We start from the raw sequence: 25,401 nt of genomic DNA, 5'->3' as shown, positions 1-25,401 counted from the left end.
CCTGTCAAGTAGACAGAAGAAAAAACTAAGCAGCCAGCGCGTGTCGATACTCAATCGGCGCGCGCTGTTTCAGTTTCGCCTGAAAACGTTGGTAATTGTAAAAGTAGATATACTCCTCAACTGCTTGATGAATCTCTGCTTCTGACTTACACTGGTGAAGGTACAACTTTTCTGTCTTCAGATGCGAAAAGAAGGATTCGATGCAGGCGTTATCCAGGCAGGTTGCTTTGCGAGAGTGGCTGCCCTTGACGCCGAATGCCTCTAATCGTGTGTTGTACGCCTGAGACGTGTACTGAAAGCCTTGGTCCGAATGGAGCACGGCCTCAGACACGTCTCTTTTCCGCGTCCACTGTTCAACCGTATCCATGACGAGGTTTACGTCGTTTCGCTCCGAGATCTGCCAAGCTACAATCTCATTGTTAAAGAGGTCCTGAATCGCAGACAGATCATAAAAGCGGGTGCCGTCTGAGATATACGTGATGTCCGTTACTAGCTTCTGCTGAGGTGCTGTCGCATGAAACTTACGCTTTAATCGGTTCGGGTAGACCACGGAAGGAGCGGAGCGCGCACGACTCCTTTTCTTGCGAATGACGGACTGGATCGATAGCTCTTTCATGAGCCTCCATACCTTCTTGTGGTTGACGAGGTAGCCTGCCTCCCGCAGGGCTGCCTGCATTCGAGGGTACCCGAAATAGGGATGAGCCAGGTGAATAGCTACCATATGCTCTTTCATGGCGTGCTCTTGCTCATAGGCATCCATTCGTCGAACCTGTGCACCTCGCCACTTGTAGTAATTTGCCCGCGATACCTCTGCAATGGCTAATAGGCGGGTGATGCGATGTTGGTCACGTAGTTCTTCAATGACGGCGTATTTGTCGTGTAGTCCAAGCTTCCCTCCCTTTACAGATTTGGATACCGCTTTTTTAAGTAGTCCACCTGTGCCTTTAAGTAATCTCGTTCTTCTTCTATACTGGCAAATGTAGAACGTGGACGTCCTTTTAAAGGGCTTGTTGCCCCTTTTTGTGTATCGAGTGGCTCCCCATTCCGATATTTCTTTACCCATACTTTAAGCTGGGTACAGTTCACAATTCCCAACCTGTCGGAGACGACCTTATAGCTCTCACCTCCTGTACAATAGGCTTGAATGGCCTCTTTCTTGAATTCCTCTGTGTACGATTGAAATACTTGTCCCTTTTTGGCCATACCAAAATCCCCTCCAAGTTCACTCATTTCCTCATGTTAACACATGAGTTTTTTTTCGAGTGTCTACTTCAAGGGGATAATACCAATTTGCTGCTTGGGACAGCTTTTTATTTTAAGGTTCTTTTCGATAACATTGATGTTATGTGTCCCGAACAATCCCAGCATAAATTGGTGAGTTGTTCATTTTTTATCAGGCTTACGTTTGGAGTATATGTACAGGAATATCTTGATGTTGCTCTGAAAGCTGCAACAAGGTGAATTTCCCGTCTTTGATAAGGGAATTAATTAAGTCTGCCTCTTGTCTTGCGAGGTTATATAGAGAGCTGTCAATTCTGCCCTGAAGCAATGCTTCATCGAGTTCATCCGAATCCTTTTGGATTACTTCACCTGACGGCAAAACGACAATATCTAAGAACAAATCGTCCATCCAAGGCACGTTATCCTCACTTACACCATTCCTATAGCATATATCAATATACCACTGTACAATTTGCCCTTGCTCGTCAAACATTGTAGTCACTGAATGATGCTTATCAAGAGGGAATTGTTGAAGCCACGAATAACCATCATTTACAATGCAAACCTTTTGATCAAAGTATTTTACGTACAACGGCTCTTTAACTTTGGCAATCTTCAGAAGTGATAAGTAGCCTTTAAAATTATCCGTTTCAAGATATGACTGGGCGTATTCTCTTTCCAATACACGTTTCCAATCTGAACGGTCTCCATATTTTCTTTTCAAATGTACAACTCCCTTCTCCTAAGAAGTATTCTTTCCTCATTGTATCAAAGCGGAGAATCAGCAACAATATTTATATAAAAGACCTTATTATAGGATGTTTTACATCTAAAAACAGAGCAGCGATTCTCCAATATAAGGGGAGCGCTGCTCTGTTTGATTTGTGCCTACGTTTATTTTGCGAATGATGCCATTGGTATTACTTCACCCGCGGTGCTGCAAGCAAATGCTCAACCATGTAATCCAGCTGTGCATTCAGGGAGTAGATATCATTATAGTAAGATAATCCGAAGTCGATATTCATCAGCCGGCCTTCCTTGACTGCCGGAATGCTGTTCCAGAGCGGGTCCCCCGTCAGATCAGTCATCCCGTCATAGGATGAACGGAAGATATAATCTCCGCTGTAATCGGAAATGACTTCAAAGGATACAGACTCGCCGCCTACATCAGTCTTGCTATCTATTTTTTGCTGAATTTTCTCCGGTGCCTTCATGCCAAGATATTCATATAAGACCTGTGAACCCCGGCCATACTGTTTGCTCATAATCACCAACATACTGCGGTTTTCGCCGCCTTCCATGATGGAGATCGTCGAATCTAGAATTCCCGCTTCCTGCAGCTTCTGCTTACTGTTCTCCACCTTGGCATTGAAGTCGTTTAAGAGGCTGGTGGCCTGATCTTCTTTGTTAAGAGTGTATCCAATGAAGCTGACCCGCTCAGCGGTAGTCATTTTCTCATAAGGCACCAGCACGGTGGGTGCAATGTCATGCAATGCATTGTAGGTCTCCTCGGATGGAACGATAATCAGATCGGGATCAAGTGATAAGACAGCTTCCGGGCTGGCCTCGAACCAACTTCCCAGCTTCTGTACATCCTTCAATTCGTTCTCGAACGCAGCGCCTTCATTTACACTAGACACACCTACGGGCATAATGCCCAGCGCCAGAACATCGCCCAGCAAGTACAGCACAACGACACGCTGAGGATCGGCGGGCACCTCGATGTCTCCTTTTACAGTAGCGATTGTCCGGGTCTGTGCCTCGGCTGCGGTGTGGTCTGGAGAAGTTGTGGCGAGTGATGTGGCTGCAGGAGAAGAGGCCGGCGATGGGCTGGCATTGCCTGCTGCGTTAGAACCGGTATTCCCTGAGGCACAGGCACTTAATACTATGGTGAAGCATAACAACAAGGTAAACATTAGAGATGGCTTGGCCGTTCTGAACATGGATGACGCTCCTTTTAGTTCATATTGATAATGATTATCATCATCAATATATCGGAGAGTTCCTTCACGGGCAATGTCATATGCAGACAGCGCAGATGGCATATCCCGCCAAGGTAAAGCAGCCTGCATAGAATTTTTGTACCTCACCGGCGAGTTTCCGAAGTGCTTCTTGAACATTTTGCCAAAAGAATATGCATCCGGGTAGCCTACAGCAGCAGCAATATCATGCAGTGTGGACTCTGTGCCCAGCAACAGCTCACGGGCTTTGTCCATGCGAATCTGAACCAGATATTGGGCAGGGCTAGTCTGAAGCCGCTTGCGGAATAACCTTGATAATGTCCTCGGGCTGGTGCCCAGAGTGCCGGCAAATGTATCCAGGGTGAACGGCCTGTTGTAAGAATCGTGCATATAGCGTACAGCCTGGTCGAGCACATCTGCTCTAAGCGGGTGCAGCTCCTGCCCCTGCATCTGATGAAGCAGCTCATGGACCCATTGATAGAACAGGGCTTTGACATGCAGATGTTCCAGGGTGCGGCGTGTCTGCCAATCACCATACATCCGGTCTAGAATCTCATACAGCGGAAGGGGATAGACAGGACTGAAGTGATAGGTTCCGGTAAAAGGTCTGCTGCGTTCCAGAAGCGCTGTTAGGTTGCGCCGGGCGGGCAGGGTTAACGTTGAACGGTACATAATAAGGTAATAATCCATTATTTCCTGTGTTTTCAGCAATTTGATAATGGTACCTTTGCCCCCGTGAAATACATTTGCGCCGCTTACTTCATAGGGGCTGTCATCTATAAGCACACTTGCGCTGCCGCGAACGATATAAAGGTATGTACTAGCCGGAAGGCGGTACTTCAGCGGAAGTTGTCCAGAAGTGAACGAGGCCTTGCGGATATCGATAACTTCTACAGTAGCATGATTCCACAGTACAATATGGTCCTTAAAATCCATGTTTCTTCTCAACTCCTGTTGTTTCTTAGCTCAAGTATAGTTGATAATCGTTCTCAGTTGCAATGGATTTACCGTTCCCTGCTTTGCGGTCATGCATAGGAAGTCCTGCCAGTCGTCATAATAACTTTAGCCATTCATGCAGAACTTCCAAGAGAAAGGTAGAGCGAATCCCATGACAAAACATAAGCAGTGGATCATTGCCGCAGTTACCCTTGCCCTTGCAGCTGCACCGTTTGCAGGTGCAGTCTTCAAAGATCATGATTTGATCTTTGCCAAGCCATATGCAGCAGAACAGGTTGCCGCAGACATCCCTGATGAAGAGGAGGAAGTCATGCCTGTGTTCGGCACAACTCCGCTTATGGTAGGCTCCTCGGGGCAGGATGTCTATGAGCTTCAGGGAAGATTGAAGCACCTGGGTTATTTTAACGGGAAGATTGACAGTCAGTTCGGGACCAAAACCAAAAATGCCGTCACCTGGTTCCAGTGGAAATTCGGCCTGAAGTCTGACGGGGTGGTCGGGGCCAAGACGAAGCTTAAGCTGTACAATGCGACTACAGCCTGGAAGCCGACAGCACCGGGGGCAACTACCGCCCAGAAAAAAGCGCCCTCCGGCGCAGCTGCGGCCAAATCCAATACGGCTGAGCTGGCCTCCGGCAATACGATGGGCCTGTCCGAAAATGACCTCAAGATCATGGCTAATGCGGTTTACGGCGAGTCACGCGGGGAGCCTTTTGAAGGTCAGGTGGCCGTAGCTGCAGTCATTCTCAACCGTGTGAAATCCCCAAGCTTCCCGAACACGCCTTCGGGCGTCATTTTCCAGCCGGGAGCCTTCACCGCCGTAGCTGACGGCCAGATCTATCTGGAGCCTAATGAACAGGCACGCAAAGCAGTACAGCAGGCACTGAGTGGCTGGGACCCGTCGGGCGGCTGTATCTATTACTTCAATCCCAAGACGGCGACCTCCAAGTGGATTTGGTCCCGTCCGCAGGTGAAGACAATCGGCCAACATATCTTCTGCATGTAGCTTAAAGTGTCTGTATACAACCCTCCGTAAGAGCAACCGGTACGCTGTCCTCCGGTTGCTTCCTTACTTTGGAATGGTTTAGAATGGATAATACTTCATAAACTTGTTATAGAGCATCAATCCACGCTGCAAAGGAGTTTTGGACTTGACTAATAATGGATTTCAACATGGCCATGCCGCAGGCATGCGTATACATGTTCTGCCGACCAAGGCGTTCAAGACGTTCGCCATCTCACTGTATGCAGGCGTTCCGCTTGAAGAAAGTACAGTAACCTCAACAGCACTGGTTCCGTTTGTACTCCGCCGGGGGACAGCGTCCTACCCGGAGACTACCCAATTCCGTGAGCGTCTGGAGGAGCTGTACGGTGCAGGCTTTGGCTTCGATATTTACAAACGCGGGGATTACCAGATTGTCCAGTTCCGGATGGATACCATCAATGATTCCTTTGTGCAGAGCAAGGAGAGCCTGCTTGGGGAATCCTTTGCCTTTCTGGGAGAGGTATTGACCCGTCCCCTGCTTGAGAGTGGAAGCTTCCGGGCTTCTTATGTAGCTACAGAACGCGAGACGATCCGCAAGAAGCTGGAATCCATTGTGAATGATAAAATCCGCTACGCGGCAGAACGCTGCATTGAGGAAATGTGCCGCAAAGAGCCTTACCGGCTTCATCCCCTCGGCCAACGGGCCGATCTGGATGCTATTACGCCTGAGACGCTGTACCAGAGCTATACCTCCTGGCTGAATGGAGCTACGCTCGATCTGTATGTAGTGGGCGACACCACACCTGAGGAAGTCGAGAAGCTGGTGACAGCTCATTTCGGCCGGGCCCATCACTCTGAAGCTGGAGGCTACACCTCGGACTTCACTCCAGTAAAGGTTACGGAAGTGCGGACGGTGGAGGAGAAGCTGGATGTGAATCAAGGCAAGCTGAATATGGGGCTGCGGACCTCTATTACCTACAAAGATGACCGGTACGCTTCCGCGCTGATGTACAACGGCATTCTTGGCGGTTACCCGCATTCGAAGCTGTTCGTCAACGTGCGTGAAAAGGAGAGTCTGGCGTATTACGCCTCCTCCCGTTATGACGGGCATAAAGGCATCGGGACGATTCAATCGGGGATTGAGACCCAGAACTACGGCAAAGCCGTTGATATTATCCGCAAGCAGCTGGATGAGCTGAAGGCCGGCAATATCACTGACCTGGAGCTTAGCCAGACCAAGGCGATGATCCGCAACCTGTTGTCCGAGATTCAGGATTCGGCGTTTGAGATGATCTCCTTTGATTTCAACCGCCAGCTATCCGGCAAAGACCGTTCTGCCCAGGAGCTGATGGAGCAGGTTGACGGTATGGGGGCAGCTGAAGTTAAGGCGGCTGCGGATACTTTTGAGCTGGATACGATTTATTTCCTGACAGGGAAGGAGGAATAGGAATGGAGAAGCTCCATTACGAACGGCTTCAAGAAACAATTTATCACGAGGTTATGGATAACGGACTGCAGGTGTATGTGCTGCCGAAGCCGGCTTTTCTCAAAACCTACGCCACCTTTGCCACGAAATATGGATCAGTAGACAATCACTTCAAGGTTGCAGGCGGCGAGGAGACTACAGTGCCGGACGGAATTGCCCACTTCCTGGAACATAAAATGTTCGAGGAGCCGGAAGGCGACATATTTGCTACCTTTGCGTCCAATGGCGCATCGGCGAACGCCTTCACAAGTTTCGACCAGACGGTCTATCTTTTCTCGGCCACAGAGAATATTGAACAGAATCTCAGCACCCTGGTTGATTTTGTGCAGCGTCCTTATTTCACCGATGAGAACGTGGAGAAGGAGAAGGGGATTATTGGGCAGGAAATCAATATGTATGCCGACAATCCAGACTGGCGCGTCTATTTCGGGCTGATTGAAGCGATGTATGCTACCCACCCGGTTCACATTGATATTGCCGGAACTATCGAATCCATCTCAACCATCACGAAGGAAACGCTGTACACCTGCTACAATTCCTTCTATCATCCCAGCAACATGCTGTTGTTCGTTGTCGGAGGGGTGGACCCCAAGCAGGTATTTGAACTGATCCGCAGCAATCAGCTGGGCAAGAGCTATGAGAAGCAGGGTGAAATTACTCGTATCTTCGCGGAGGAGCCTGATCAGGTAGCCTCAAAGCATGTGGAGAGCAGACTTGCTGTTTCCATTCCCAAAATGATGTTCGGATTCAAGGATAAGGTGGATGGTCTAAGCGGTGAAGCAGCGGTGCGCCGTGATCTGACCACGAAGCTAATGCTGGACCTGCTGTTTGGCAGCAGTACGGCATTGTATCAGAAGCTCTATGACGAGGAGTTGATCTCGGACAGCTTCGGCCATGAATTTAACAGCTCTGCGGAGTATGCATTCTCGGCGATCGGCGGCGATACCAAAGATCCGGGACTGCTGCTTGAACGGATTAAGGAAGAGGTTCTACGTATTCTGGAGACGGGCTTCGCGGAGAAGGATTTCGAACGGGCCCGCAAAAAGAAAATCGGCGGCTTCCTGCGGATGCTGAATTCGCCGGAGAGCATTGCCCATGAGTTCACGCGGTACCAGTTCAGTGGAGGAGATCTGTTTGAAGTGCTTCCCCTGTATGAATCGATCACTCTGGATGAAGTCAATGTCCGGCTTCATGCCCATGTGAACTGGGAGCAGCTGGCCGTGTCGCTGGTGGTGAGTCCTTAATGATGTTACCGGGAGAGGACAGCAAACCGATTGGCGAAATGACAGTGCTCATTACCGGGGGCAGCGGGGGAATCGGCGGCGCGATCGCTGAGCGTTTTGCCTCGGTGGGAATGAACATTGTGATACATTATATGAATTCGCATGAAGCGGCAAATGATGTGGCCCGGCGCTGTCTGGCGCTGGGGGCAAAGGTAATGACCGTAGCGGCGGACATGAAAGACCGCAGTCAGCTCGTACGCATGGCCGAAAGGCTGGAGAGCAGCGGCATGATGCCGGATATCCTGGTCAATAATGCCGGGAAAGCTCATTATGGCATGTTAGCCGATCTGACCGAGGAGGAGTGGGACGATATCATGGCGGTGAATCTGAAGGGCACCTTCATGTGCAGCCAGATTTTCATGCCTTATATGGTCACGCAGCGTTACGGCCGGATCATTAATGTGTCTTCCGTATGGGGGATCTCGGGCGCATCCTGTGAAGTGGCTTATTCAGCAAGCAAGGGCGGAGTGAATGCTTTTACCAAGGCGCTCGCCAAGGAGCTGGCCCCCTCCAAGGTCACTGTGAACGCTGTTGCGCCTGGAGCGGTCCACACGGCCATGCTATCCAATTTGCAAGCGGATGAGCTGAAGATGCTGGAGGACGAGATCCCTGCGGGGAGACTGGCTACCCCTGAGGATATATCCTCGCTTGTTTATTTTCTGGCGCTGCCTGAATCGGGTTATATTACGGGGCAGGTCATCAGTCCGAACGGCGGCTGGATTACTTAATTACCGGTATAATGCCAGGAACCATGAGCCTGCTCTGGAGAAATGCTCCAGCATAAGAACTTCCGGCTTGAGACATATTATAACTGTTGCTTCTAAATCTCAATATCATTACAAACCTGAGGAGGATTTAAGATGTCAACAGATTCCGTAGTGAAGAACTTTGATACCTGGAAAAGCTTTTTGGGAGACCGGGTCATTCAGGCCGAAAAAATGGGGATGAGCGACGAGACCATCACCAAGCTGGCGTTCGAAATCGGGGAATTCCTCGACAAGAAGGTCGATCCGGGCAACTATTCCAACCGGGCCATTAAAGAGCTGTGGGATGTCGGAACGGATGATGAGAAGCATACCATTGCCGGACTCATGGTCAAACTGGCGAAGAAAAACGCATAGTTGCGCGGAAGAAGCTCCCCTTGCGGGAGCTTTTCTGCAATTATTACAATCGTGTCCTTGCCTTTCAATTTTTTTTTCTATATCATTAACATGACCCGTGTATCTGAAACAACATGCAGGGAAAAGGAATCTATGAGGTGCGCACAAGTGGAATATAAACAATGGTATATGGAGTATAAGATACATAAGAACAGACCCGGTCTGTTAGGCGACATCGCTTCTATGCTGGGTATGCTGGAAGTCAATATTCTGACGATTAACGGCGTAGAAGGCAAGACGCGCGGAATGCTGCTGGAAACAAGCGACGATGAGAAGATCATGCTGATGGGCGAGATGCTCAAGAAAGTTGATAATATAACGGTTACGGCACTCCGTACACCGCGGCTTGTAGACCGGTTGGCCGTCCGGCATGGACGGTATATCGACCGTGATTCAGATGACCGTAAGACCTTCCGCTTCACCCGCGATGAGCTCGGGCTGCTGGTGGATTTCCTCGGTGAGGTGTTTAAAAAAGAAGGTAATCAGGTTATAGGACTACGTGGCATGCCGCGGGTAGGCAAGACGGAATCAATCATTGCCGGCAGCGTCTGTGCGATGAAGCGCTGGACGTTTGTCTCCTCAACACTTCTGCGCCAGACGGTCCGCAGCCAGCTCGCCGAAGACGAAATGAATCCGCATAATGTATTTATCATTGACGGGATCGTCAGCACTATCCGCTCGAACGAGAAGCATTATAACCTGCTGCAAAATGTCATGAGTATGGCAAGCACCAAGGTGATTGAGCATCCTGATATTTTTGTGCGGGAGTCCGAATTCACCTTCGATGACTTCGATATCATTATTGAGCTGCGCAACGCACCGAACGAAGAGATATTGTACGAGTCGTTTACGACAAGCTACAGTGAAGATCTTTAATATATTTAGTCAGGAGCATTGCTCACACAACATTCAGGAGGTGATGGTATGTCGGAACTGGGCCGGCATTTGAAGGAGGCTCGTCTGCAAAAGGGGATGAGTCTTGATGATGTCCAGGAAGTAACAAAGATCCGAAAAAAATATTTGGAAGCCATCGAAGCAGGGGATTATAAAGTGCTTCCGGGCAGTTTTTATGTCCGGGCCTTTATTAAAACCTATGCCGAGGCAGTCGGGGTTAACCCGGATGAACTGATGGAGGAGCACGGAAATATGCCTGCCGCCCCCGTCGATACTACTATGGAGACCGTGATCCAGAAGCGGAGCCGCAAGCCTGAAACGGAGCGTAACGCCAAGTGGCTGCCGACCTTGCTTATGTGGACCTTTCCGATTTTAATTCTGGTGGTCATCTATTTATATGCTACTTCATCGAGTAATCAACAGGACCCGAAGCAGGCGGATACCGCAGACATGACTTCGGCAACGCAAGATCCGGCCAAGGTGAAGCCTTCACCTACTGCCGCTGGCGGAGGTGCAGTGCCTTCAGCGACAGCAGATGCGGCAGCTACACCTGATGCAGGAGCGGCGGCAACCACTGCGCCTGCTGTAACTCCAGAGCCGTCTCCATCGGCTGCTCCGGGGGCTGTTACCGTTACTCAAGACCGTAAATCGGGCAAGACGACGATCTATAAGGTCTCTGCGCCTGCCGGAAGCCAGGTTCAAGTAGTGATTGCCTCAACCGGAGTCAGCTGGCTTGAAGTGTACAAGGGCGAGAACTCCAAGGGGGAGAAGCTCAGCTTCGGGAACACCAAGGCCGGCGATAATCTCAGCTTCACGCTGGACAGCGAAGGCATGTATATCAAGTCGGGATATTCACCGGCTACGGCCATTTCGGTCAACGGACAGGCAATCACCGACGGCAAAACCTCCTCGCGTCTGCTGCTTGAACTGGATAGCGGGACGGATGGCGCTACTGGCGGGAGTACTACCGGAGAATAGTAGATCCAATGTATAGTCTTTGGCAGATTGGAGAACCTAGAAGTGTTTAACAGTTTTCTCGCCAAAGTGAGGTGTATTCTCTCATGACCGTCAGCTGGATTGTAACAGGGCTTGGTATTATTGTCAGTCTCCTGGGGTATTATTTGACACCGGGCGCCTGGGGATATGGTATTCTGGGCTTTGGACTGGCACATGTTCTGCTGGGGATTCTGGATATGTTCCGGGCTCCTGCACGCAGCAGATAATATTTAGGTGAGCGTCTCCCGGGCGGGTTCCGGGAGGCGTGTTTTTAGGTGCAAATATAAGAATTTATATGTTCACACTGTAAATTTTCCTTCTATTTCTCGCTGAAACGGTACCGTCCTTACAAAGGACGGAATGCCGTTTCCACTTGACTCTTTTCCAATATTAGACTTAGGAGCGCCTATCTCATATAATAGGAACAGACTAATTGTAACTAAAGGATGTGGAACCATGAGTTCAGAAAGTTCATTTGATATCGTATCCAAGATGGATATGCAGGAGCTGACCAATGCGGTTCATCAGACCGAGAAGGAAATTGAGAACCGGTTTGATTTCAAGAACAGCAAGAGCAGCCTGAAGCTGGAGAAGGATGCGCTTGTAGTCGCCTCAGAGGATGAATACAAGCTGAACGCAGTAATTGATATCCTCCAGACCAAGATGGTGAAGCGGGGAATCACGCTGAAGAATATGGATTTCGGCAAAGTGGAGCCGGCTTCGCTCGGCACGGTGCGCCAGCGGCTGGGGCTGCGGCAAGGGATAGACCAGGAGAACGCGAAGAAGATCAATATTCTGATCCGCGATTCCAAGCTGAAGGTCAAGAGCACCATTCAGGGTGATCAGATCCGTGTGACCGGCAAAAGCCGCGACGATCTCCAGCAGATTATCCAGCTTTTACGCAAGGCTGATTTGCCGCTTGATTTACAGTTTAACAATTTAAAGTAAGATCATGTGCCCCGCAGTGTATACTTACCTTACTTGCGGGGTGCTTTATGTTTTTTTGACACTTATTTATGGCTATAATATACTAGCTAAGCAGTTTTGAAGAACATGCTGTAATACCGGATTCGTATGGACTAGGGGAGGAACCTTCAGTGAATTTACCCAACCGTATCACATTAGCGCGTATTTGCCTTATCCCAATCATGATGTTTTTTCTGCTGGTGGACTTCAGCTTCTATCCGGAACCGATACATTGGGGCTCCTTTCAGCTTTCAATTAATCACTTGGTCGCGGCGGTTATTTTTCTGCTGGCAGCCAGTACCGATGGAATTGACGGTTACATAGCCAGAAAATATAACATGGTCACTAATCTGGGCAAGCTGCTCGATCCCCTAGCGGATAAGCTGCTGGTCTCGGCCGTGCTGATCTCATTGGTCGAGATGGGAAGATGCGATTCCTGGATTGCCATTGTTATCATCAGCCGTGAGTTTGCCGTGACCGGCCTGCGCCAGGTGGCACTGCTGGAAGGGAAGGTAGTGGCTGCAAGCAAATGGGGAAAGGTAAAAACAGTGATTCAGATTGTTGCCATTTCACTGCTGCTGCTTAACAATTTCCCGTTCCAGTTCGTCAGCATTCCTGTGGATGACATTGCCATCTGGGCGGCAGCCATCATTACCATTTACTCTGGCATTGATTATTTCGTGAAGAATAAGGAACTGCTGGATTTGAACAAAGCCTGAGATGCTGGAACAGGTTGAACCTTGCAGAATACCTACAATCAGGAGGAGAACGTCAGCTATGAAAGCAGAGATTATTGCCGTTGGAACAGAACTATTACTTGGACAAATCGTGAACAGCAATGCCCAGTTTCTTTCAGTAGAGCTGGCTGCATTAGGCATTGACGTTTATTTTCAGACCGTTGTGGGAGATAACAAAAGCCGCCTGCTGGAAGCGATCCGGATTGCTCAGAGCCGGGCGGATGTTATATTGTTCACCGGTGGCATCGGTCCGACCGAGGATGATCTGACCAAGGATGCGCTGGCTGCGGCGCTTGGCCGGACCCTGCACATTGACCAGCTGGCCATGGATCATGTGCAGCGCTTCTTTGATGACCGCAAGATTGTAATGACTGAGAATAACCGCAAGCAGGCGCTTGTCATTGAAGGGACGACTCCTCTGTCCAATGATACAGGCCTTGCGGTAGGGATTGCTTTTGCAGAAGAGGACAAATATTATATCGTGCTGCCGGGTCCGCCCCGGGAGATGAAGCCGATGTTCACGGATAAGGCCAAGCCATGGCTTCAGCAGCATGCACTTACTAGTGAAATGCCGCTCTACTCGAAGATGCTGAAGTTCGCCGGGATTGGCGAGTCGCTGCTGGAGGACAAGCTGATTGATCTGATCCGCAGCCAGAGTGATCCTACGATTGCCCCGTATGCCAAGGAAGGCGAAGTGACCGTGCGCATCTCTACCAAGGCGCCGTCCGAACGGGAGGCTATGGTCAAGCTCGATGCTCTGGAGAAGACGATTGCGGATATTCTGCCGGAGAATCTGTATGCCAACATCGATGTGCCGCTGGAGCAGCTGATTGTGGACTGGATGGCGGATGCGGGGCTCACTCTGAGTGCTGCCGAGAGCTGTACGGGCGGGCTGCTGATGGAGAGTATTACGAATATCCCGGGCAGCGCCTCCATGTTTGCCGGGGGGATCGTGTGTTATTCCAATGATATTAAGAAAAAACTGCTGAATGTGCCCTCCGCTATGCTTGAAGGCCCGGATGCCCCGGGAGCCGTGAGCCGCGAGGTTGCGGAGGTGCTGGCTGAGCAGGTGCGAATGATCGGTGACACGGACTTCGGCTTATCGGTTACCGGTGTAGCCGGACCGGGATATTCCGAGCGCAAGCCGGTGGGGCTTGTGTTCGTAGGACTGGCTGAGAGGGGCTGCAAGACAGAGGTATACGAGCTGAATCTGAAGGGCACCCGTGATAACATCCGCCTGCGCACCGTTAAGGCGCTGCTGTACCGCCTGTGGCGCCGGCTGGAAGAACGCAAGGTTGCCACTCCCCTGGAAGGCTCGGCCTTGCAATAACGGTTCAAGGCGGTATATAATTTATGTATGCGGAAGAACCGTGGCTTGAGCAATCATGCTGCGGTTTTTTGTTTTATATTATGTATAACAAATTATCCTAAGGTTGTTCCTATTCACGTGATGAGCAGAAGAGAGGTACCTGCAAAAGTCTTGCATCCGGAAGGAGGCCTATGTCTTACAATAAAAGGGAGTATTATCCCTGTGAGTAAAAAAAACGAATGTATGTTCGAAAAAAGACTTGGCAAGACCTTCAATACACGTTATTATAATACTATAAACAGTGAAGGAAGTGGTCTGATTGTCAGATCGTCGTGCAGCGCTTGATATGGCGCTTCGTCAAATAGAAAAACAATTCGGTAAAGGTTCGGTAATGAAACTGGGAGAATCCACTCACATGAAAGTGGAAGTTGTACCTAGCGGATCTTTGGCACTTGATATTGCACTAGGTATTGGCGGACTTCCCAAAGGACGTATTATTGAAGTATATGGACCGGAATCTTCCGGTAAGACGACGGTTGCACTTCATGCGATCGCAGAAGTACAAAAGCAGGGCGGACAAGCTGCCTTCATCGATGCTGAGCATGCGCTTGATCCTAAGTATGCTAAGGCGCTTGGCGTTAACATTGATGAACTGCTGCTGTCCCAGCCTGATACAGGTGAACAGGCCCTCGAAATCGCTGAAGCGCTTGTACGTAGCGGAGCAGTAGACATCATTGTAGTTGACTCTGTAGCAGCATTGGTACCGAAGGCAGAAATTGAAGGCGACATGGGTGATTCTCACGTAGGCTTGCAGGCCCGTCTGATGTCTCAGGCATTGCGGAAGCTGTCAGGTGCCATCAACAAATCCAACACCATTGCGATCTTCATTAACCAGCTTCGCGAGAAGATCGGGGTAATGTTCGGTAACCCTGAGACCACTCCGGGTGGACGCGCTCTGAAATTCTACTCCTCCGTCCGTCTGGATGTGCGCCGGGTAGAGGGTATCAAGATGGGTAATGATGTCGTGGGTAACCGTACGAAGATCAAGGTTGTGAAGAACAAGGTAGCGCCTCCGTTCAAGCAAGCAGATGTAGATATCATGTACGGCGAAGGGATTTCCAGAGAGGGAAGCCTTGTGGATATCGGTACAGAGATGGATATCGTTAACAAGAGTGGTGCCTGGTATTCCTATGAAGGGGAACGTCTGGGTCAAGGACGTGAGAATTCCAAGCAGTTCCTGAAGGAACATCAGGATATTGCCCTGCTGATCGAGAACAAGATCCGTGAGGCAAGTAATCTCACGACTCTGGTAGAGGCACCATCCGAAGCGGCTGTGGCTGCGGAGCAAGAGGAAGAAGAGAAGCTGTTGCTTGAGATTGAGTAATTAAATCCCCCTCTACTTCTAATTGAATAATGAAGTCAAGATGGATAGGCGCCCTGTGAAGATGTAACAGGGTGCCTTTTCGCAAATATTTCAGCTTAAGTAGGTGATTGGCAGGATGGTTATACAATTGGATGAGGAATTCGAAGAACAGGATGAGCAGGTGCTGGCGGATTTCCCGGGAGATCAAGAGCTGGTAATTACACGGGTGGAGCGGCTCAAGAAGTCTAACTATCGTTATCTGATCCATTTCGGAGACTACAACATGACTGTTCATGAAGATGTCATGATTAAATACCGGATGATTACCGGGAGTACTTTTGTAAAAGCGGATCTGGAGGATATCGTTGCCGCAGACGAGCGCCAGCGGGCGTATGTGGAGGGGCTTAGGTATCTGGAGCGCAAGCCCAGAACGGGACAGGAGATGGCCCGCCGTTTAAGGGAGAAGGAAATAGGGGAGACTGTTATTGCCGAAGTTCTGCTCCGGCTGCAGGAGGAACGTCTGCTTGATGATCCCTTATACGCTAAGCAGTGGGCGGAGCAGCGGATTGTGAATCAGCGTAAGGGCAAAATGTGGATCAGGCAGGAGCTGCGCGAGAAGGGGATCGATAAGTCGCTGATTGCGGAAGCGCTGGATGAGATCACACCCGAGCAGGAGCTGGAGAGCGCACTGCAGACCGGACGGAAGAAATGGAATATGATCCGGGGAGATGTGAACGACAAACGCCGGAAGACAGGGGCGTTCCTGATGCGCCGGGGATTCTCAGGTGAAATGGTACGCCAGGTGATCGGGATTTTGCGGGATGAGCAGGATTCTGAGGGGGAAGAAGAGGAGTTTTACTTCCCGGATTGATTCTCTTGACTTTAATGCGGTTATCGACTCTCTTGACAAGGTCTTTTTATAAATAATAAAATATAACATGAATCGGCATAAACTAAGAATCCTTTTTCCTTCCCAAAAAGCAGACTCTTATGTTCCGGTTCGCGTACAACTCATATGAAATGTAATCGCCGGATAAGGCGGGCAATGTGCATGTGCAGCATGTGCAGTATGGCAATCGGTGTATTACCGGTTTTTTGTATGGTGATGAACGGATAGTTTAACAACTGCACAAATACCCAAGGGAAGAACCTTGGAGGATATCAACGAGGAGGTGAACAGATGGAACCATTGATCTGGGTCATTATCGTTCTCGTTGTAGCTGCAGCATTCTTTGGATTCGGTTATTTTATTCGTAAATCCCTTGCAGAAGCTAAGATTTCCAGCGCAGAGAAAGAAGCCGTAGTCATCGTGGAGAACGCGAAGAAAGAGGCGGAGGCGCTGAAGAAGGAAACGGTACTCGAAGCTAAGGATGAAGTTCATAGAATCCGTACCGAAGCTGAGAAAGAAACTCGTGAACGTCGGAATGAAATTCAACGGCAAGAGCGACGTTTGCTGCAAAAGGAAGAATCGCTGGATAAAAAAATGGAATCGCTTGAACGAAAAGAAGAACAAGTAGCTAACAAAGAGAAACGAATTGATGAAACCCAACAGCAAATTGATGTTATTTACAAGAATCAGGTTACTGAACTGGAACGTATCTCCAATCTGAGCATCGATGATGCCAGAAGTATCATTCTCAGCAATGTAGAACAGGAAGTTCGCCATGAAACTGCTCAGATGATCAAGGAAATTGAACAGCAGGCCAAGGAAGAAGCGGACAAGAAAGCCCGCGAGATTATCACCTTGGCGATTCAACGCTGTGCGGCTGATCATGTGGCTGAAACTACGGTATCTGTCGTTACCTTGCCGAATGAAGAGATGAAGGGCCGGATTATCGGTCGTGAAGGACGTAACATCCGTGCGCTGGAGACTCTGACCGGCATTGATCTTATTATTGATGATACGCCGGAAGCCGTTATTCTGTCAGGATTTGATCCGATCCGCCGCGAAGTGGCCCGTACGGCACTCGAGAAGCTGGTGGCAGACGGACGTATCCATCCTGCACGTATTGAAGAAATGGTGGAGAAATCCCGTAAAGAAGTAGATGAACGGATTCGCGAATACGGTGAACAAGCTACCTTCGAGGTTGGCGTTCATGGTCTGCACCCGGATCTGATCAAAATTCTGGGCCGCCTGAAATTCCGCACGAGCTACGGTCAAAACGTACTTAAGCACTCCATGGAGGTTGCTTATTTGACTGGACTTATGGCCGGTGAGCTTGGGGAAGACATCGTGCTTGCAAAACGTGCCGGACTGCTGCATGATATCGGCAAAGCGCTTGATCATGAAGTGGAAGGTTCGCATGTTGAAATCGGCGTCGAACTGGCGAAGAAGTACAAGGAACATCCGGTGGTTATCAACAGTATCGCATCCCATCATGGAGATTGCGAAGCTACCTCGGTTATTGCTATGCTGGTTGGAGCTGCTGATGCTTTGTCGGCTGCCCGTCCAGGTGCACGCCGTGAGACCCTGGAAACGTACATCAAACGTCTGGAGAAGCTGGAGGAGATCTCGGAATCCTTCGAGGGTGTCGAGAAATCCTATGCCATTCAGGCGGGCCGCGAGGTTCGCGTAATGGTACAGCCTGAGAAGATTGATGATGCCGAAAGCTTCCGTCTGGCCCGCGATATTACGAAGATGATTGAGAGTGAGCTGGATTATCCGGGTCATATCAAGGTTACGGTAATCCGCGAGACACGCGCTGTAGAATATGCGAAATAAATAAGGAAATTGGCCCCCTTGCGGGGCCTTTTTTCTTGCGTGCACGCCGTGAGTTGCTGGTATATCCATTCACATTGGAGCCTGCTGAACAATCTAATAGGCTCTACCAGGCGCCACTCGCGCCGTGGAGTTTGGAATGAAGCAGAATAGGTGAAATTATACTTAAGCAGCGATTTATGGTTGGCAGAGCATACACAAACCAAAAATTTAGGAGGAGAAGATTATTAAAGTTTTATTTATCGGAGACATTGTAGGCAATACAGGCAGAAAAGCGCTGCGTGAAATGCTGCCATCCCTGAAAAGTAAATATCAGCCACATATCATCATTGCCAATGGTGAGAATGCCGCTGCCGGAAGAGGAATCACCGCTGCCATCGCTAACGAATTTTTCAACTGGGGTGTCCACGGCATTACGATGGGCAACCACACCTGGGACAACAAGGATATCTTTGAGTTCATCGACGACGAGCCGCGGATTATCCGTCCGGCTAACTTCCCGCCGGGAACACCGGGCCGGGGGTACACCGTCGTTAAGGGAAATGGCAAGCAGCTGGCGATTGTGAATCTGCAGGGCCGCACTTTTCTTCCGGCGATCGATGATCCGTTCCGGGTAGGCGAGGAGATTGTGGAAGAGCTGCGCAGAGAGCATAAGTGCATTCTGGTGGATTTCCATGCGGAAGCAACCTCTGAGAAAATAGCGATGGGCTATTTTATGGATGGACTGGCTTCGATTGTAGTCGGCACACACACTCATGTGCAGAGCAACGATGATGTGATCCTGCCTGGAGGTACAGCGTATCTTACAGATGCGGGTATGGTTGGTTCAAGAGAAGGGATTCTGGGTATGGAAAAGGATGCGATCATCTATAAATTTACAACTCAGCTTCCCTCCCGGTTTGTAGTCGACGAAGGCAAATGGCAGCTGCATGGTCTATTCGCAGAACTTGATGAAGCTACAGGCAGAGCGACACGACTGGAGAAGATCCGGCTGCGTGAGGATGAATGGGTGATGAGCTAATTCGGTAAAACTCATTTTGTTTTGGGTAAAGTGTGATATTTATTATATCGAAAAAGAGTATCTTTTGAACTATTTTCTCCGGAGAGGTCCGCAAAAAGAAGGAATTAATTCTTCTGAAGCGAATAACATCTACTGTAGTGGAAGAAGAACACCATCATTTTCCCAGGGGAGGTACTTACTATGGATGTATTAAAAGTATCAGCTAAATCCAATCCAAATTCCGTTGCTGGCGCATTAGCAGGTGTTCTTCGCGAACGTGGATCGGCCGAGCTACAAGCTATTGGAGCAGGAGCACTGAACCAGGCCGTTAAGGCCGTTGCCATCGCCCGGGGATTTGTCGCACCTAGCGGAGTGGACTTGATCTGTATTCCGGCTTTTACGGATATAGTGATTGATGGGGAAGACCGGACGGCAATCAAACTTATTGTAGAACCTAGATAATCAAGTGAATGTGAATCATTTAGATTAAGCCTGTTTACAATGTAAACAGGCTTTTTGCTGTGCTGACTGCTGCTTCCGTTAGGCGCATATATATAAAATAGACACTGGGCCGTCAACGGTTCATTCAGATATTCATAAGGTGAAGGAAGAAGGAGAGCTGACCTATGATGGGAAACAGGAAGCTGCGGGTAGCGGATTTTCATTGTGATGCTCTGAGTAAGCTGCAGGCGAATCCAGGGATAGACTTCAGGAATGATCCCCGGCTGGATGTGACCGCAGAGCGGCTGGCAGAGGGGAATGTCGGACTGCAGGTTTTTGCCATCTACTTGTCTGCGGTGCGCGGAAGGGCCAAATTCGAGGATATTCTGGGGCAAATCGAGTGCTTTCACCAAAAGGTTACTGGTCCTGGAGGGCTTCAGTGGCTGCGATGGAAGGAGGAAGTGCAGGAAGGCAGCTTAACTGCTTCAGCCTATGGAATGCTCTCTCTGGAGGGCGTAGACGGTCTGGAGGGCAATCTGTTCTATGCCCAGTTATGCTTCGAGCTGGGTGTGCGTTGCCTGGGGATTACCTGGAACTATGCTAACTGGGCCGCGGACGGCGTGCTGGAGCGGCGGAATGGCGGTTTCACCGAGCATGGCCGGAAGCTGATCGACTGGTGCAACCGGAGTGGAATGCTGCTGGATGTGTCGCATTTAGCCCCGGCAGGCTTCTGGGAGCTGCAGGAGCTCAGTGCCCGTCCGTTCATTGCTTCGCATTCCAATTGCGCTGCGGTCTGCAGTCATCCCCGCAATCTGAGTGATGATCAGCTGAAGGCTTTGATTGTCAAGGACGGGCGAATCGGGCTTACCTTTGTCCCCTGGTTCGTGCGGGATGGAGGAGGGACCAAGCGGGAGGATATGCGGAGGCATATTGAGCATGTTTGTGGTCTTGGCGGGAGCGGACAGCTGATGTTCGGCTCGGATTTTGACGGGATTGACTCGTGGGTAGAAGGGCTGGAGCATCCGGGACAATATGCGGAGTTCGCCGATATGCTGCTGAAATACTATCCCGAAGCTGATGTACGGGGCTGGCTATATGAGAATGCGCTAGGGTTCTTGAGGGAACAACTGCCTTCTTCCGCAGATAGAGCCTCTGTTCTCGCCAGGAAGTGACTATGAATTGGAAAAACCAGGATGAAGCATTCACAGAATCGTAATATGCCCGGAAAAAAGCCTCGCATTGTGATGCGGGTCTTTTTATTTGTGGGTAAATAGATGTATAATGTTCAGTGGCTTGTACAGATACTAGAGAAAATACAAGGAGTGACTTAAAAATGAGCAAGACTGTACCCGTAGGTGTGTCGGCCCGGCATATTCACCTTACGCAGGAGCACGTAGAAGCATTGTTCGGCCCAGGTTACCAATTGACCGAGTTCAAACCTCTGTCCCAACCCGGACAATTCGCAGCGAATGAGCAAGTGGCTGTAATTGGTTCGAAAGGGAAGTTCGACAAAGTTAGAATCCTCGGACCTGCCCGTCCGGCTTCGCAGCTGGAAGTATCCCGCACAGACTCCTTCAGCCTCGGCGTGAAGGCACCTGTCCGTGAATCCGGCAATATTGAAGGAACACCAGGAATTACGATTAAAGGACCTGCCGGTGAAGTTGAGCTGGAGACTGGCGTTATTGTAGCAGCGCGCCACATCCACTTCCACACTTCCGAAGCAGAAGCTTGGGGCATTGCCGATAAGCAGCTCCTGAAGGTACGTCTGGGCGGCGAACGCGGCCTGGTGCTGGAGAACGTGATTGCACGCGTATCCGACAGCTTCAAGCTGGATATGCACATCGATACCGATGAAGCTAACGCTGCAGGTGCCAATAATGGCGATACCGCTGAAATCCTAGACTAGTATTTTATTATAGTGAAGACAAGAGCAGGGGACCCATCCTCTGCTTTTTTGTTATATATTTTTTTGAAAAGAAAGAAATGAAAGTTTTCATATTCGCTTTTCTGTGTTATCATTATGTGTTATAACTTTGCTGAGCGCTATGTGGAGACGCCGCAAAAGGAATACACAGTACTGGAATTAAGGATTCACCAATATATGTATGCACAATGAAGGAGATAAAATGACATTTAACGATTTGAACCTGATCCCCCCGATTCTTAAGGCGCTTAGCCTGGAAAACTATACATCCCCAACCCCTATTCAGGAAGAGTCTATTCCTGCGGCATTAGCCGGCAGAGACATCCTGGGCTGTGCACAGACCGGTACCGGTAAAACGGCGGCCTTCTCATTGCCGATTATTCAGCTGCTGAGCCAGCAGCCGGGCAGAACCGGCGGAGGCAAACGCATCCGTTCCCTGATTCTTACGCCTACCCGTGAGCTGGCGCTGCAAATTCAGGAGAACATTCAGGCCTACAGCAAGTTCACAACGATCCGTTCGACAGCCATTGTCGGTGGAGTATCACAGAAGGCGCAGGAGCGGGCGCTTGCCATCGGTGCCGACATTCTGATTGCTACACCGGGCCGACTGATTGACCTGATCAGCCAAAAGCGTGTGGATCTGCAGCATGTGCAGATTCTGGTGCTGGATGAAGCGGACCGCATGCTGGATATGGGCTTCATTCATGATGTGAAGCGGATTATCGCCAAGATGCCGCTCAAGAAGCAGACCTTGTTCTTCTCGGCGACCATGCCTACAGAGATTTCGCAGCTGGTCAAGACACTGCTGGTCAATCCGGTGAAAATCGAGATCACTCCGGTATCCTCCACAGTAGACAGAATTGAACAGTCGATTTATCTGCTGGAGAACGGAAATAAGCAAAATCAGCTGAACCGTCTGCTGCAGGACCCGTCGATTGTATCGGCACTGGTATTCACACGCACCAAACGCGGCGCGGACCGGGTAACCCGGGATTTAACCCGTATTAATATTACAGCACAGGCCATTCACGGCAACAAATCACAGAATGAGCGCCAGAATGCGCTGAGAAATTTCAAGAGCGGAGCGACCCGCGTGCTGGTAGCTACAGACATCGCTGCGCGCGGAATTGATATTGATGAGCTATCTCATGTTATCAACTTCAATCTGCCGAATATCCCGGAAACCTATGTTCACCGGATTGGCCGGACCGGCCGTGCGGGGATGAGCGGTATCGCCATCTCGCTGTGCGAAGCGGAGGAAATTCCGTATCTGAAGGATATCCAGAAGCTGATCGGCAAGACGATTCCGGAGGTCAAGGATCATGCGTACCCGATGTCTAAGAGCAATCTGGCATTGCTGGCAGACCGTCCCGGCAAAGCACCGGTCAAACCGTCGCAGAAAGCCAAGACGAATCCGCCCCGCAAGCCGAAGTCGGAATGGTTCGCACAAGGCAAACAGCAGGGCGGCAGTAACGCAGGTGGCGCTAAGGGTGCATCGGGCAGCGGTAATGCAGGCGGTGGAACTAGAAGTGCATCGGGCAGCGGGTATGCTGGCGGTGGAGCGAGAGGTGCTTCGGGGAGCCAGGCTAATGCCAGCGGCCGTCCTAGTGGCATCCAGAGTCAGAAATCACCCGGCGGCTCATATGGCCGTTCAAACCCATCAGGCAGCAGACCTGGCGGCAGCCAGAGCGGTCGTCCGTCCAGCCGTCCAGCGGCTAAAGCGGGCCGCTCGTAATCGACTTGCAACTTGCAGTAATACTACTAGACAGTAATGCTAAACCCGATCTAAAAAAAACCCGCCATTCTCAGTATCTCACTGAAAATGGCGGGTGTTTGTCTGTTACATGACTCTTATCTGTTACATCGCTTCTTGTCTGCCCATGACAGCTTCCCCTGCAAGGTAGGCGCCCAGCTCTTCGCGCAGCGCGGCGCTGATGGAAGTCATTGGCAGGCGCAGCGTATCCGAGGAGAGCTCTCCGAGTTCGCTGAGCAGCCATTTGATCGGGGCTGGGTTGGACTCCTTGAACAGCAGCTTCATCAGCGGCACCAGCTGATCATACGCAGCCTGTGCAGCCTCAACCTGACCGGCTCTGTACTGCTCGTAGATACTGAGGAAGCGGCCGGTATATACATTGGCTGAGGCCAGCATGCCTCCGGCGGCTCCATAGCCCAGCATCTCGAAGAAATGCAGATCGTCGCCGCAGAGCACAGGCTTGCCGCCGCTCCTCGACAGCTCGGAGACGAGCAGGGGGGAGCCGGAGCAGTCTTTTAAGCCTACGACATTATTCATCTCCAGGATCGTACGGGCGGTGTCCAGCGTCATGCCGACTCCAGTGCGGCCCGGGATATCGTAAGCCATAATGGGCAGACCCACCTCTGCCGCCTTGCGGAAATGGGCGATGATGCCTTCCTGAGACGGACGGCTGTAATAAGGGACAACCACCAGTGCGGCATCGGCACCTGCGTTCGCCGCCAGCTCAGTACGGGCTACGGTAGAGTATGTATCATTCGTACCTGTGCCCACCACGAGCGGGATAGAGCTGGACTTCAAAAGTTCCCGTGAGGCATCCACGAGCGACTGTAATTCCTGTATATTGACTGTCGGCGATTCTCCAGTGGTTCCATTGACGACCAGACCATGAATATTGTTCTTGATGATGTTGTTCACATAACGCTGATACGATTCCAGATCAAGCTCACCAGCAGCATGGAACGGGGTGACCACGGGAACATAAATTCCATAAATCTGTTCTTCTGTTAACATGAATATCGTCCTCCAAAAATGTAAAATCCGTTTGTTCTACTGTACCATGGATTCTTGCATCGTTGTTAGCTATAATAAATGATGTGGGTTATCAATAATATTGATGTTAGGGTGAGAGACGATGGACTTAACGTATATGCGGACCTTCCGCGAAGTAGCCAAGCGGCAGAGCTTCACGCGCGCGGCTGAGGAGCTGGGCTATGCACAGTCCAGTGTCACAATGCAGATACAGAAGATTGAGAAGGAATACGGCGTGCCGCTTATCGAACGTCACGGCCGCGCCTTGCGCCTGACACCGCCGGGGGAGGAGCTGCTTAAGCTGTTCGTGGAGATTCTGGAGCTCTATGACCGCTCTAAGGAAACGATCGCCCAGCAGATCGGCGGAACGCTTACGATTGGAACGATTGATTCACTTGCGGCCTTCTATCTGCCGCCGTTCCTGCAGCAGCTGCGGACGATGTTCCCTGGTCTGAATATTCATCTGCAGACCGAGCAAGAGGCCAATCTGATCTCCAAGATCAGGGACGGCGAGGTCGATATCGGCCTTCTGCTGGACCGCAGCACGGTGGATAGCGCGCTTACGCGGACGATCATCCGAGAGGAGCCGCTTGTCCTTGTGGCACCAGCCAGCCATCCGCTGGCCCGGCTGGAGCAGGTGACCCTACAGGATCTGAATAACTGCGAGCTGATTGTCTCCGAGGAGAGCTGCATTTACCGCAGCCTGTTCGAGAACCTGCTCCGCGACCACGGCATCGTGTTCCGGATTGGTTTTGAGCTGTCGAATTTGGAGGCGATTAAGCGTTGTGTGCGCAATGGCCTGGGCATAGCGCTGCTGCCGCGGATTGTGGCTGAGGAGGAGATCGAGCGGGGGAACCTGTCCGAGCTGTCTTTTGCCCACCCGGAGATTCATTTCGATTTGCAACTGCTGCTGCATCCGAAGAAGTGGAAGTCCCTGCCGCTCCAGTCGCTGATTCAGATGCTGCTTGAGGATGCCAAGGCGAAGACTGTGGCGTTGTGAAAGTAACATACTGAAGCGGGGAGTCGCCTCGTACCAAATTCATACCACTAGAAGAGCACTGCCGTATCACCCTCAAGTAGGGTGCGGCAGTGCTCTTTTTCGAGTTATAAGCAAAATCGGTTGCTCCACGCTATGCATAAACGTTCTAGTTGTCGCGATGATGGTACTTAAGAACAGCAGGTTCCTTTGGCAAATATGTTGTAAGAATTACAACAGGGGG

General features: G+C 50.4%; 25 protein-coding genes. 20 read left to right on the top strand and 5 right to left on the bottom strand.

The window, feature by feature from the left end:
- Positions 1-25: 25 nt before the first annotated feature.
- The 4 genes from MKZ07_RS09470 to MKZ07_RS09460 form a co-directional block, all read right to left on the bottom strand.
- Positions 26-979, bottom strand: a complete 954-nt coding sequence (locus MKZ07_RS09470; protein ID WP_445260094.1) for an IS3 family transposase — start codon at positions 977-979, stop codon at positions 26-28.
- Positions 901-1,203: a transposase gene (locus MKZ07_RS33545; protein ID WP_076160338.1), complete on the bottom strand. Its 303-nt coding sequence runs from the start codon at positions 1,201-1,203 to the stop codon at positions 901-903. Before MKZ07_RS33545 ends, MKZ07_RS09470 begins: the two co-directional genes overlap by 79 nt.
- A 196-nt stretch (positions 1,204-1,399) precedes the next feature.
- Positions 1,400-1,945, bottom strand: coding sequence for a DUF402 domain-containing protein (locus tag MKZ07_RS09465; protein WP_036692660.1), 546 nt, complete (start codon positions 1,943-1,945; stop codon positions 1,400-1,402).
- Between the two features lie 196 nt (positions 1,946-2,141).
- Positions 2,142-4,118, bottom strand: coding sequence for an AraC family transcriptional regulator (locus tag MKZ07_RS09460; RefSeq protein ID WP_341025618.1), 1,977 nt, complete (start codon positions 4,116-4,118; stop codon positions 2,142-2,144).
- 172 nt (positions 4,119-4,290) lie between these two features.
- Between MKZ07_RS09460 and sleB the strand changes: the two genes are divergently transcribed.
- From sleB to MKZ07_RS09365, 19 genes are all read left to right on the top strand, one after another.
- Positions 4,291-5,142, top strand: a complete 852-nt coding sequence (sleB, locus tag MKZ07_RS09455; RefSeq protein WP_036692692.1) for a spore cortex-lytic enzyme — start codon at positions 4,291-4,293, stop codon at positions 5,140-5,142.
- A 145-nt stretch (positions 5,143-5,287) separates the two neighbouring features.
- A complete protein-coding gene (yfmF, locus tag MKZ07_RS09450; RefSeq protein WP_445670277.1) occupies positions 5,288-6,568 on the top strand; it encodes an EF-P 5-aminopentanol modification-associated protein YfmF in 1,281 nt (426 codons plus the stop codon).
- Between the two features lie 2 nt (positions 6,569-6,570).
- Positions 6,571-7,851, top strand: a complete 1,281-nt coding sequence (gene yfmH, locus MKZ07_RS09445; RefSeq protein ID WP_341025617.1) for an EF-P 5-aminopentanol modification-associated protein YfmH — start codon at positions 6,571-6,573, stop codon at positions 7,849-7,851.
- The gene (gene ymfI / locus MKZ07_RS09440; protein WP_036692664.1) at positions 7,851-8,618 is read left to right on the top strand and encodes an elongation factor P 5-aminopentanone reductase; all 768 of its coding nucleotides are present in this window, start codon (positions 7,851-7,853) and stop codon (positions 8,616-8,618) included. Before yfmH ends, ymfI begins: the two co-directional genes overlap by 1 nt.
- A gap of 132 nt (positions 8,619-8,750) precedes the next feature.
- Positions 8,751-9,011: a DUF3243 domain-containing protein gene (locus MKZ07_RS09435; RefSeq protein WP_036692667.1), complete on the top strand. Its 261-nt coding sequence runs from the start codon at positions 8,751-8,753 to the stop codon at positions 9,009-9,011.
- 147 nt (positions 9,012-9,158) lie between these two features.
- The gene (locus tag MKZ07_RS09430) at positions 9,159-9,926 is read left to right on the top strand and encodes a DUF3388 domain-containing protein (RefSeq protein ID WP_036692668.1); all 768 of its coding nucleotides are present in this window, start codon (positions 9,159-9,161) and stop codon (positions 9,924-9,926) included.
- A gap of 48 nt (positions 9,927-9,974) precedes the next feature.
- Positions 9,975-10,922, top strand: coding sequence for a RodZ domain-containing protein (locus MKZ07_RS09425; RefSeq protein WP_341025616.1), 948 nt, complete (start codon positions 9,975-9,977; stop codon positions 10,920-10,922).
- An 83-nt stretch (positions 10,923-11,005) separates the two neighbouring features.
- Positions 11,006-11,167, top strand: coding sequence for a hypothetical protein (locus tag MKZ07_RS09420; RefSeq protein WP_179090467.1), 162 nt, complete (start codon positions 11,006-11,008; stop codon positions 11,165-11,167).
- A gap of 229 nt (positions 11,168-11,396) precedes the next feature.
- The gene (locus MKZ07_RS09415) at positions 11,397-11,888 is read left to right on the top strand and encodes a YajQ family cyclic di-GMP-binding protein (protein ID WP_036692670.1); all 492 of its coding nucleotides are present in this window, start codon (positions 11,397-11,399) and stop codon (positions 11,886-11,888) included.
- A 149-nt stretch (positions 11,889-12,037) separates the two neighbouring features.
- Complete coding sequence (pgsA, locus tag MKZ07_RS09410; RefSeq protein ID WP_036692672.1) at positions 12,038-12,625, top strand: CDP-diacylglycerol--glycerol-3-phosphate 3-phosphatidyltransferase; 588 nt, start codon at positions 12,038-12,040, stop codon at positions 12,623-12,625.
- 58 nt (positions 12,626-12,683) lie between these two features.
- Positions 12,684-13,973 carry a competence/damage-inducible protein A gene (locus MKZ07_RS09405; RefSeq protein ID WP_036692673.1) on the top strand — a complete coding sequence of 430 codons (1,290 nt, stop codon included), beginning with the start codon at positions 12,684-12,686 and terminating at the stop codon, positions 13,971-13,973.
- Positions 13,974-14,271: 298 nt separating this feature from the next.
- A complete protein-coding gene (recA, locus tag MKZ07_RS09400; RefSeq protein WP_036692675.1) occupies positions 14,272-15,336 on the top strand; it encodes a recombinase RecA in 1,065 nt (354 codons plus the stop codon).
- Between the two features lie 115 nt (positions 15,337-15,451).
- Positions 15,452-16,186, top strand: coding sequence for a regulatory protein RecX (locus MKZ07_RS09395; RefSeq protein WP_036692677.1), 735 nt, complete (start codon positions 15,452-15,454; stop codon positions 16,184-16,186).
- 309 nt (positions 16,187-16,495) lie between these two features.
- Positions 16,496-18,037, top strand: a complete 1,542-nt coding sequence (rny, locus tag MKZ07_RS09390) for a ribonuclease Y (RefSeq protein WP_036692679.1) — start codon at positions 16,496-16,498, stop codon at positions 18,035-18,037.
- Between the two features lie 223 nt (positions 18,038-18,260).
- Positions 18,261-19,055 (top strand): TIGR00282 family metallophosphoesterase, encoded by a 795-nt coding sequence (locus MKZ07_RS09385; RefSeq protein WP_036692681.1) that lies wholly within the window; start codon positions 18,261-18,263, stop codon positions 19,053-19,055.
- Positions 19,056-19,235: 180 nt separating this feature from the next.
- Positions 19,236-19,496, top strand: a complete 261-nt coding sequence (locus tag MKZ07_RS09380; protein ID WP_019910496.1) for a stage V sporulation protein S — start codon at positions 19,236-19,238, stop codon at positions 19,494-19,496.
- A 164-nt stretch (positions 19,497-19,660) separates the two neighbouring features.
- Entirely contained in the window at positions 19,661-20,647 is a 987-nt protein-coding gene (locus tag MKZ07_RS09375; protein WP_036692682.1) for a dipeptidase, read from the top strand.
- Between the two features lie 161 nt (positions 20,648-20,808).
- On the top strand, positions 20,809-21,381 hold the full coding sequence (gene pduL / locus MKZ07_RS09370) for a phosphate propanoyltransferase (RefSeq protein ID WP_036692683.1): 573 nt from the start codon (positions 20,809-20,811) through the stop codon (positions 21,379-21,381).
- A 220-nt stretch (positions 21,382-21,601) separates the two neighbouring features.
- Positions 21,602-23,134 carry a DEAD/DEAH box helicase gene (locus MKZ07_RS09365; protein ID WP_036692685.1) on the top strand — a complete coding sequence of 511 codons (1,533 nt, stop codon included), beginning with the start codon at positions 21,602-21,604 and terminating at the stop codon, positions 23,132-23,134.
- Positions 23,135-23,257: 123 nt separating this feature from the next.
- Here MKZ07_RS09365 and dapA read toward each other — a convergent pair whose 3' ends face one another.
- Positions 23,258-24,163, bottom strand: coding sequence for a 4-hydroxy-tetrahydrodipicolinate synthase (gene dapA, locus MKZ07_RS09360; RefSeq protein ID WP_076158351.1), 906 nt, complete (start codon positions 24,161-24,163; stop codon positions 23,258-23,260).
- Between the two features lie 121 nt (positions 24,164-24,284).
- On the opposite strand from dapA, the gene MKZ07_RS09355 reads away from it, so the two are divergent.
- A complete protein-coding gene (locus MKZ07_RS09355; RefSeq protein WP_036699185.1) occupies positions 24,285-25,181 on the top strand; it encodes a LysR family transcriptional regulator in 897 nt (298 codons plus the stop codon).
- Positions 25,182-25,401: the final 220 nt, after the last annotated feature.

The organism is Paenibacillus sp. FSL P4-0338 (assembly GCF_038002365.1).
In the GTDB taxonomy this organism is placed as follows: domain Bacteria; phylum Bacillota; class Bacilli; order Paenibacillales; family Paenibacillaceae; genus Paenibacillus_AQ.
Note: the sequence above shows the minus strand (reverse complement) of the source record. Positions and strands in the feature narration are given on the sequence as shown.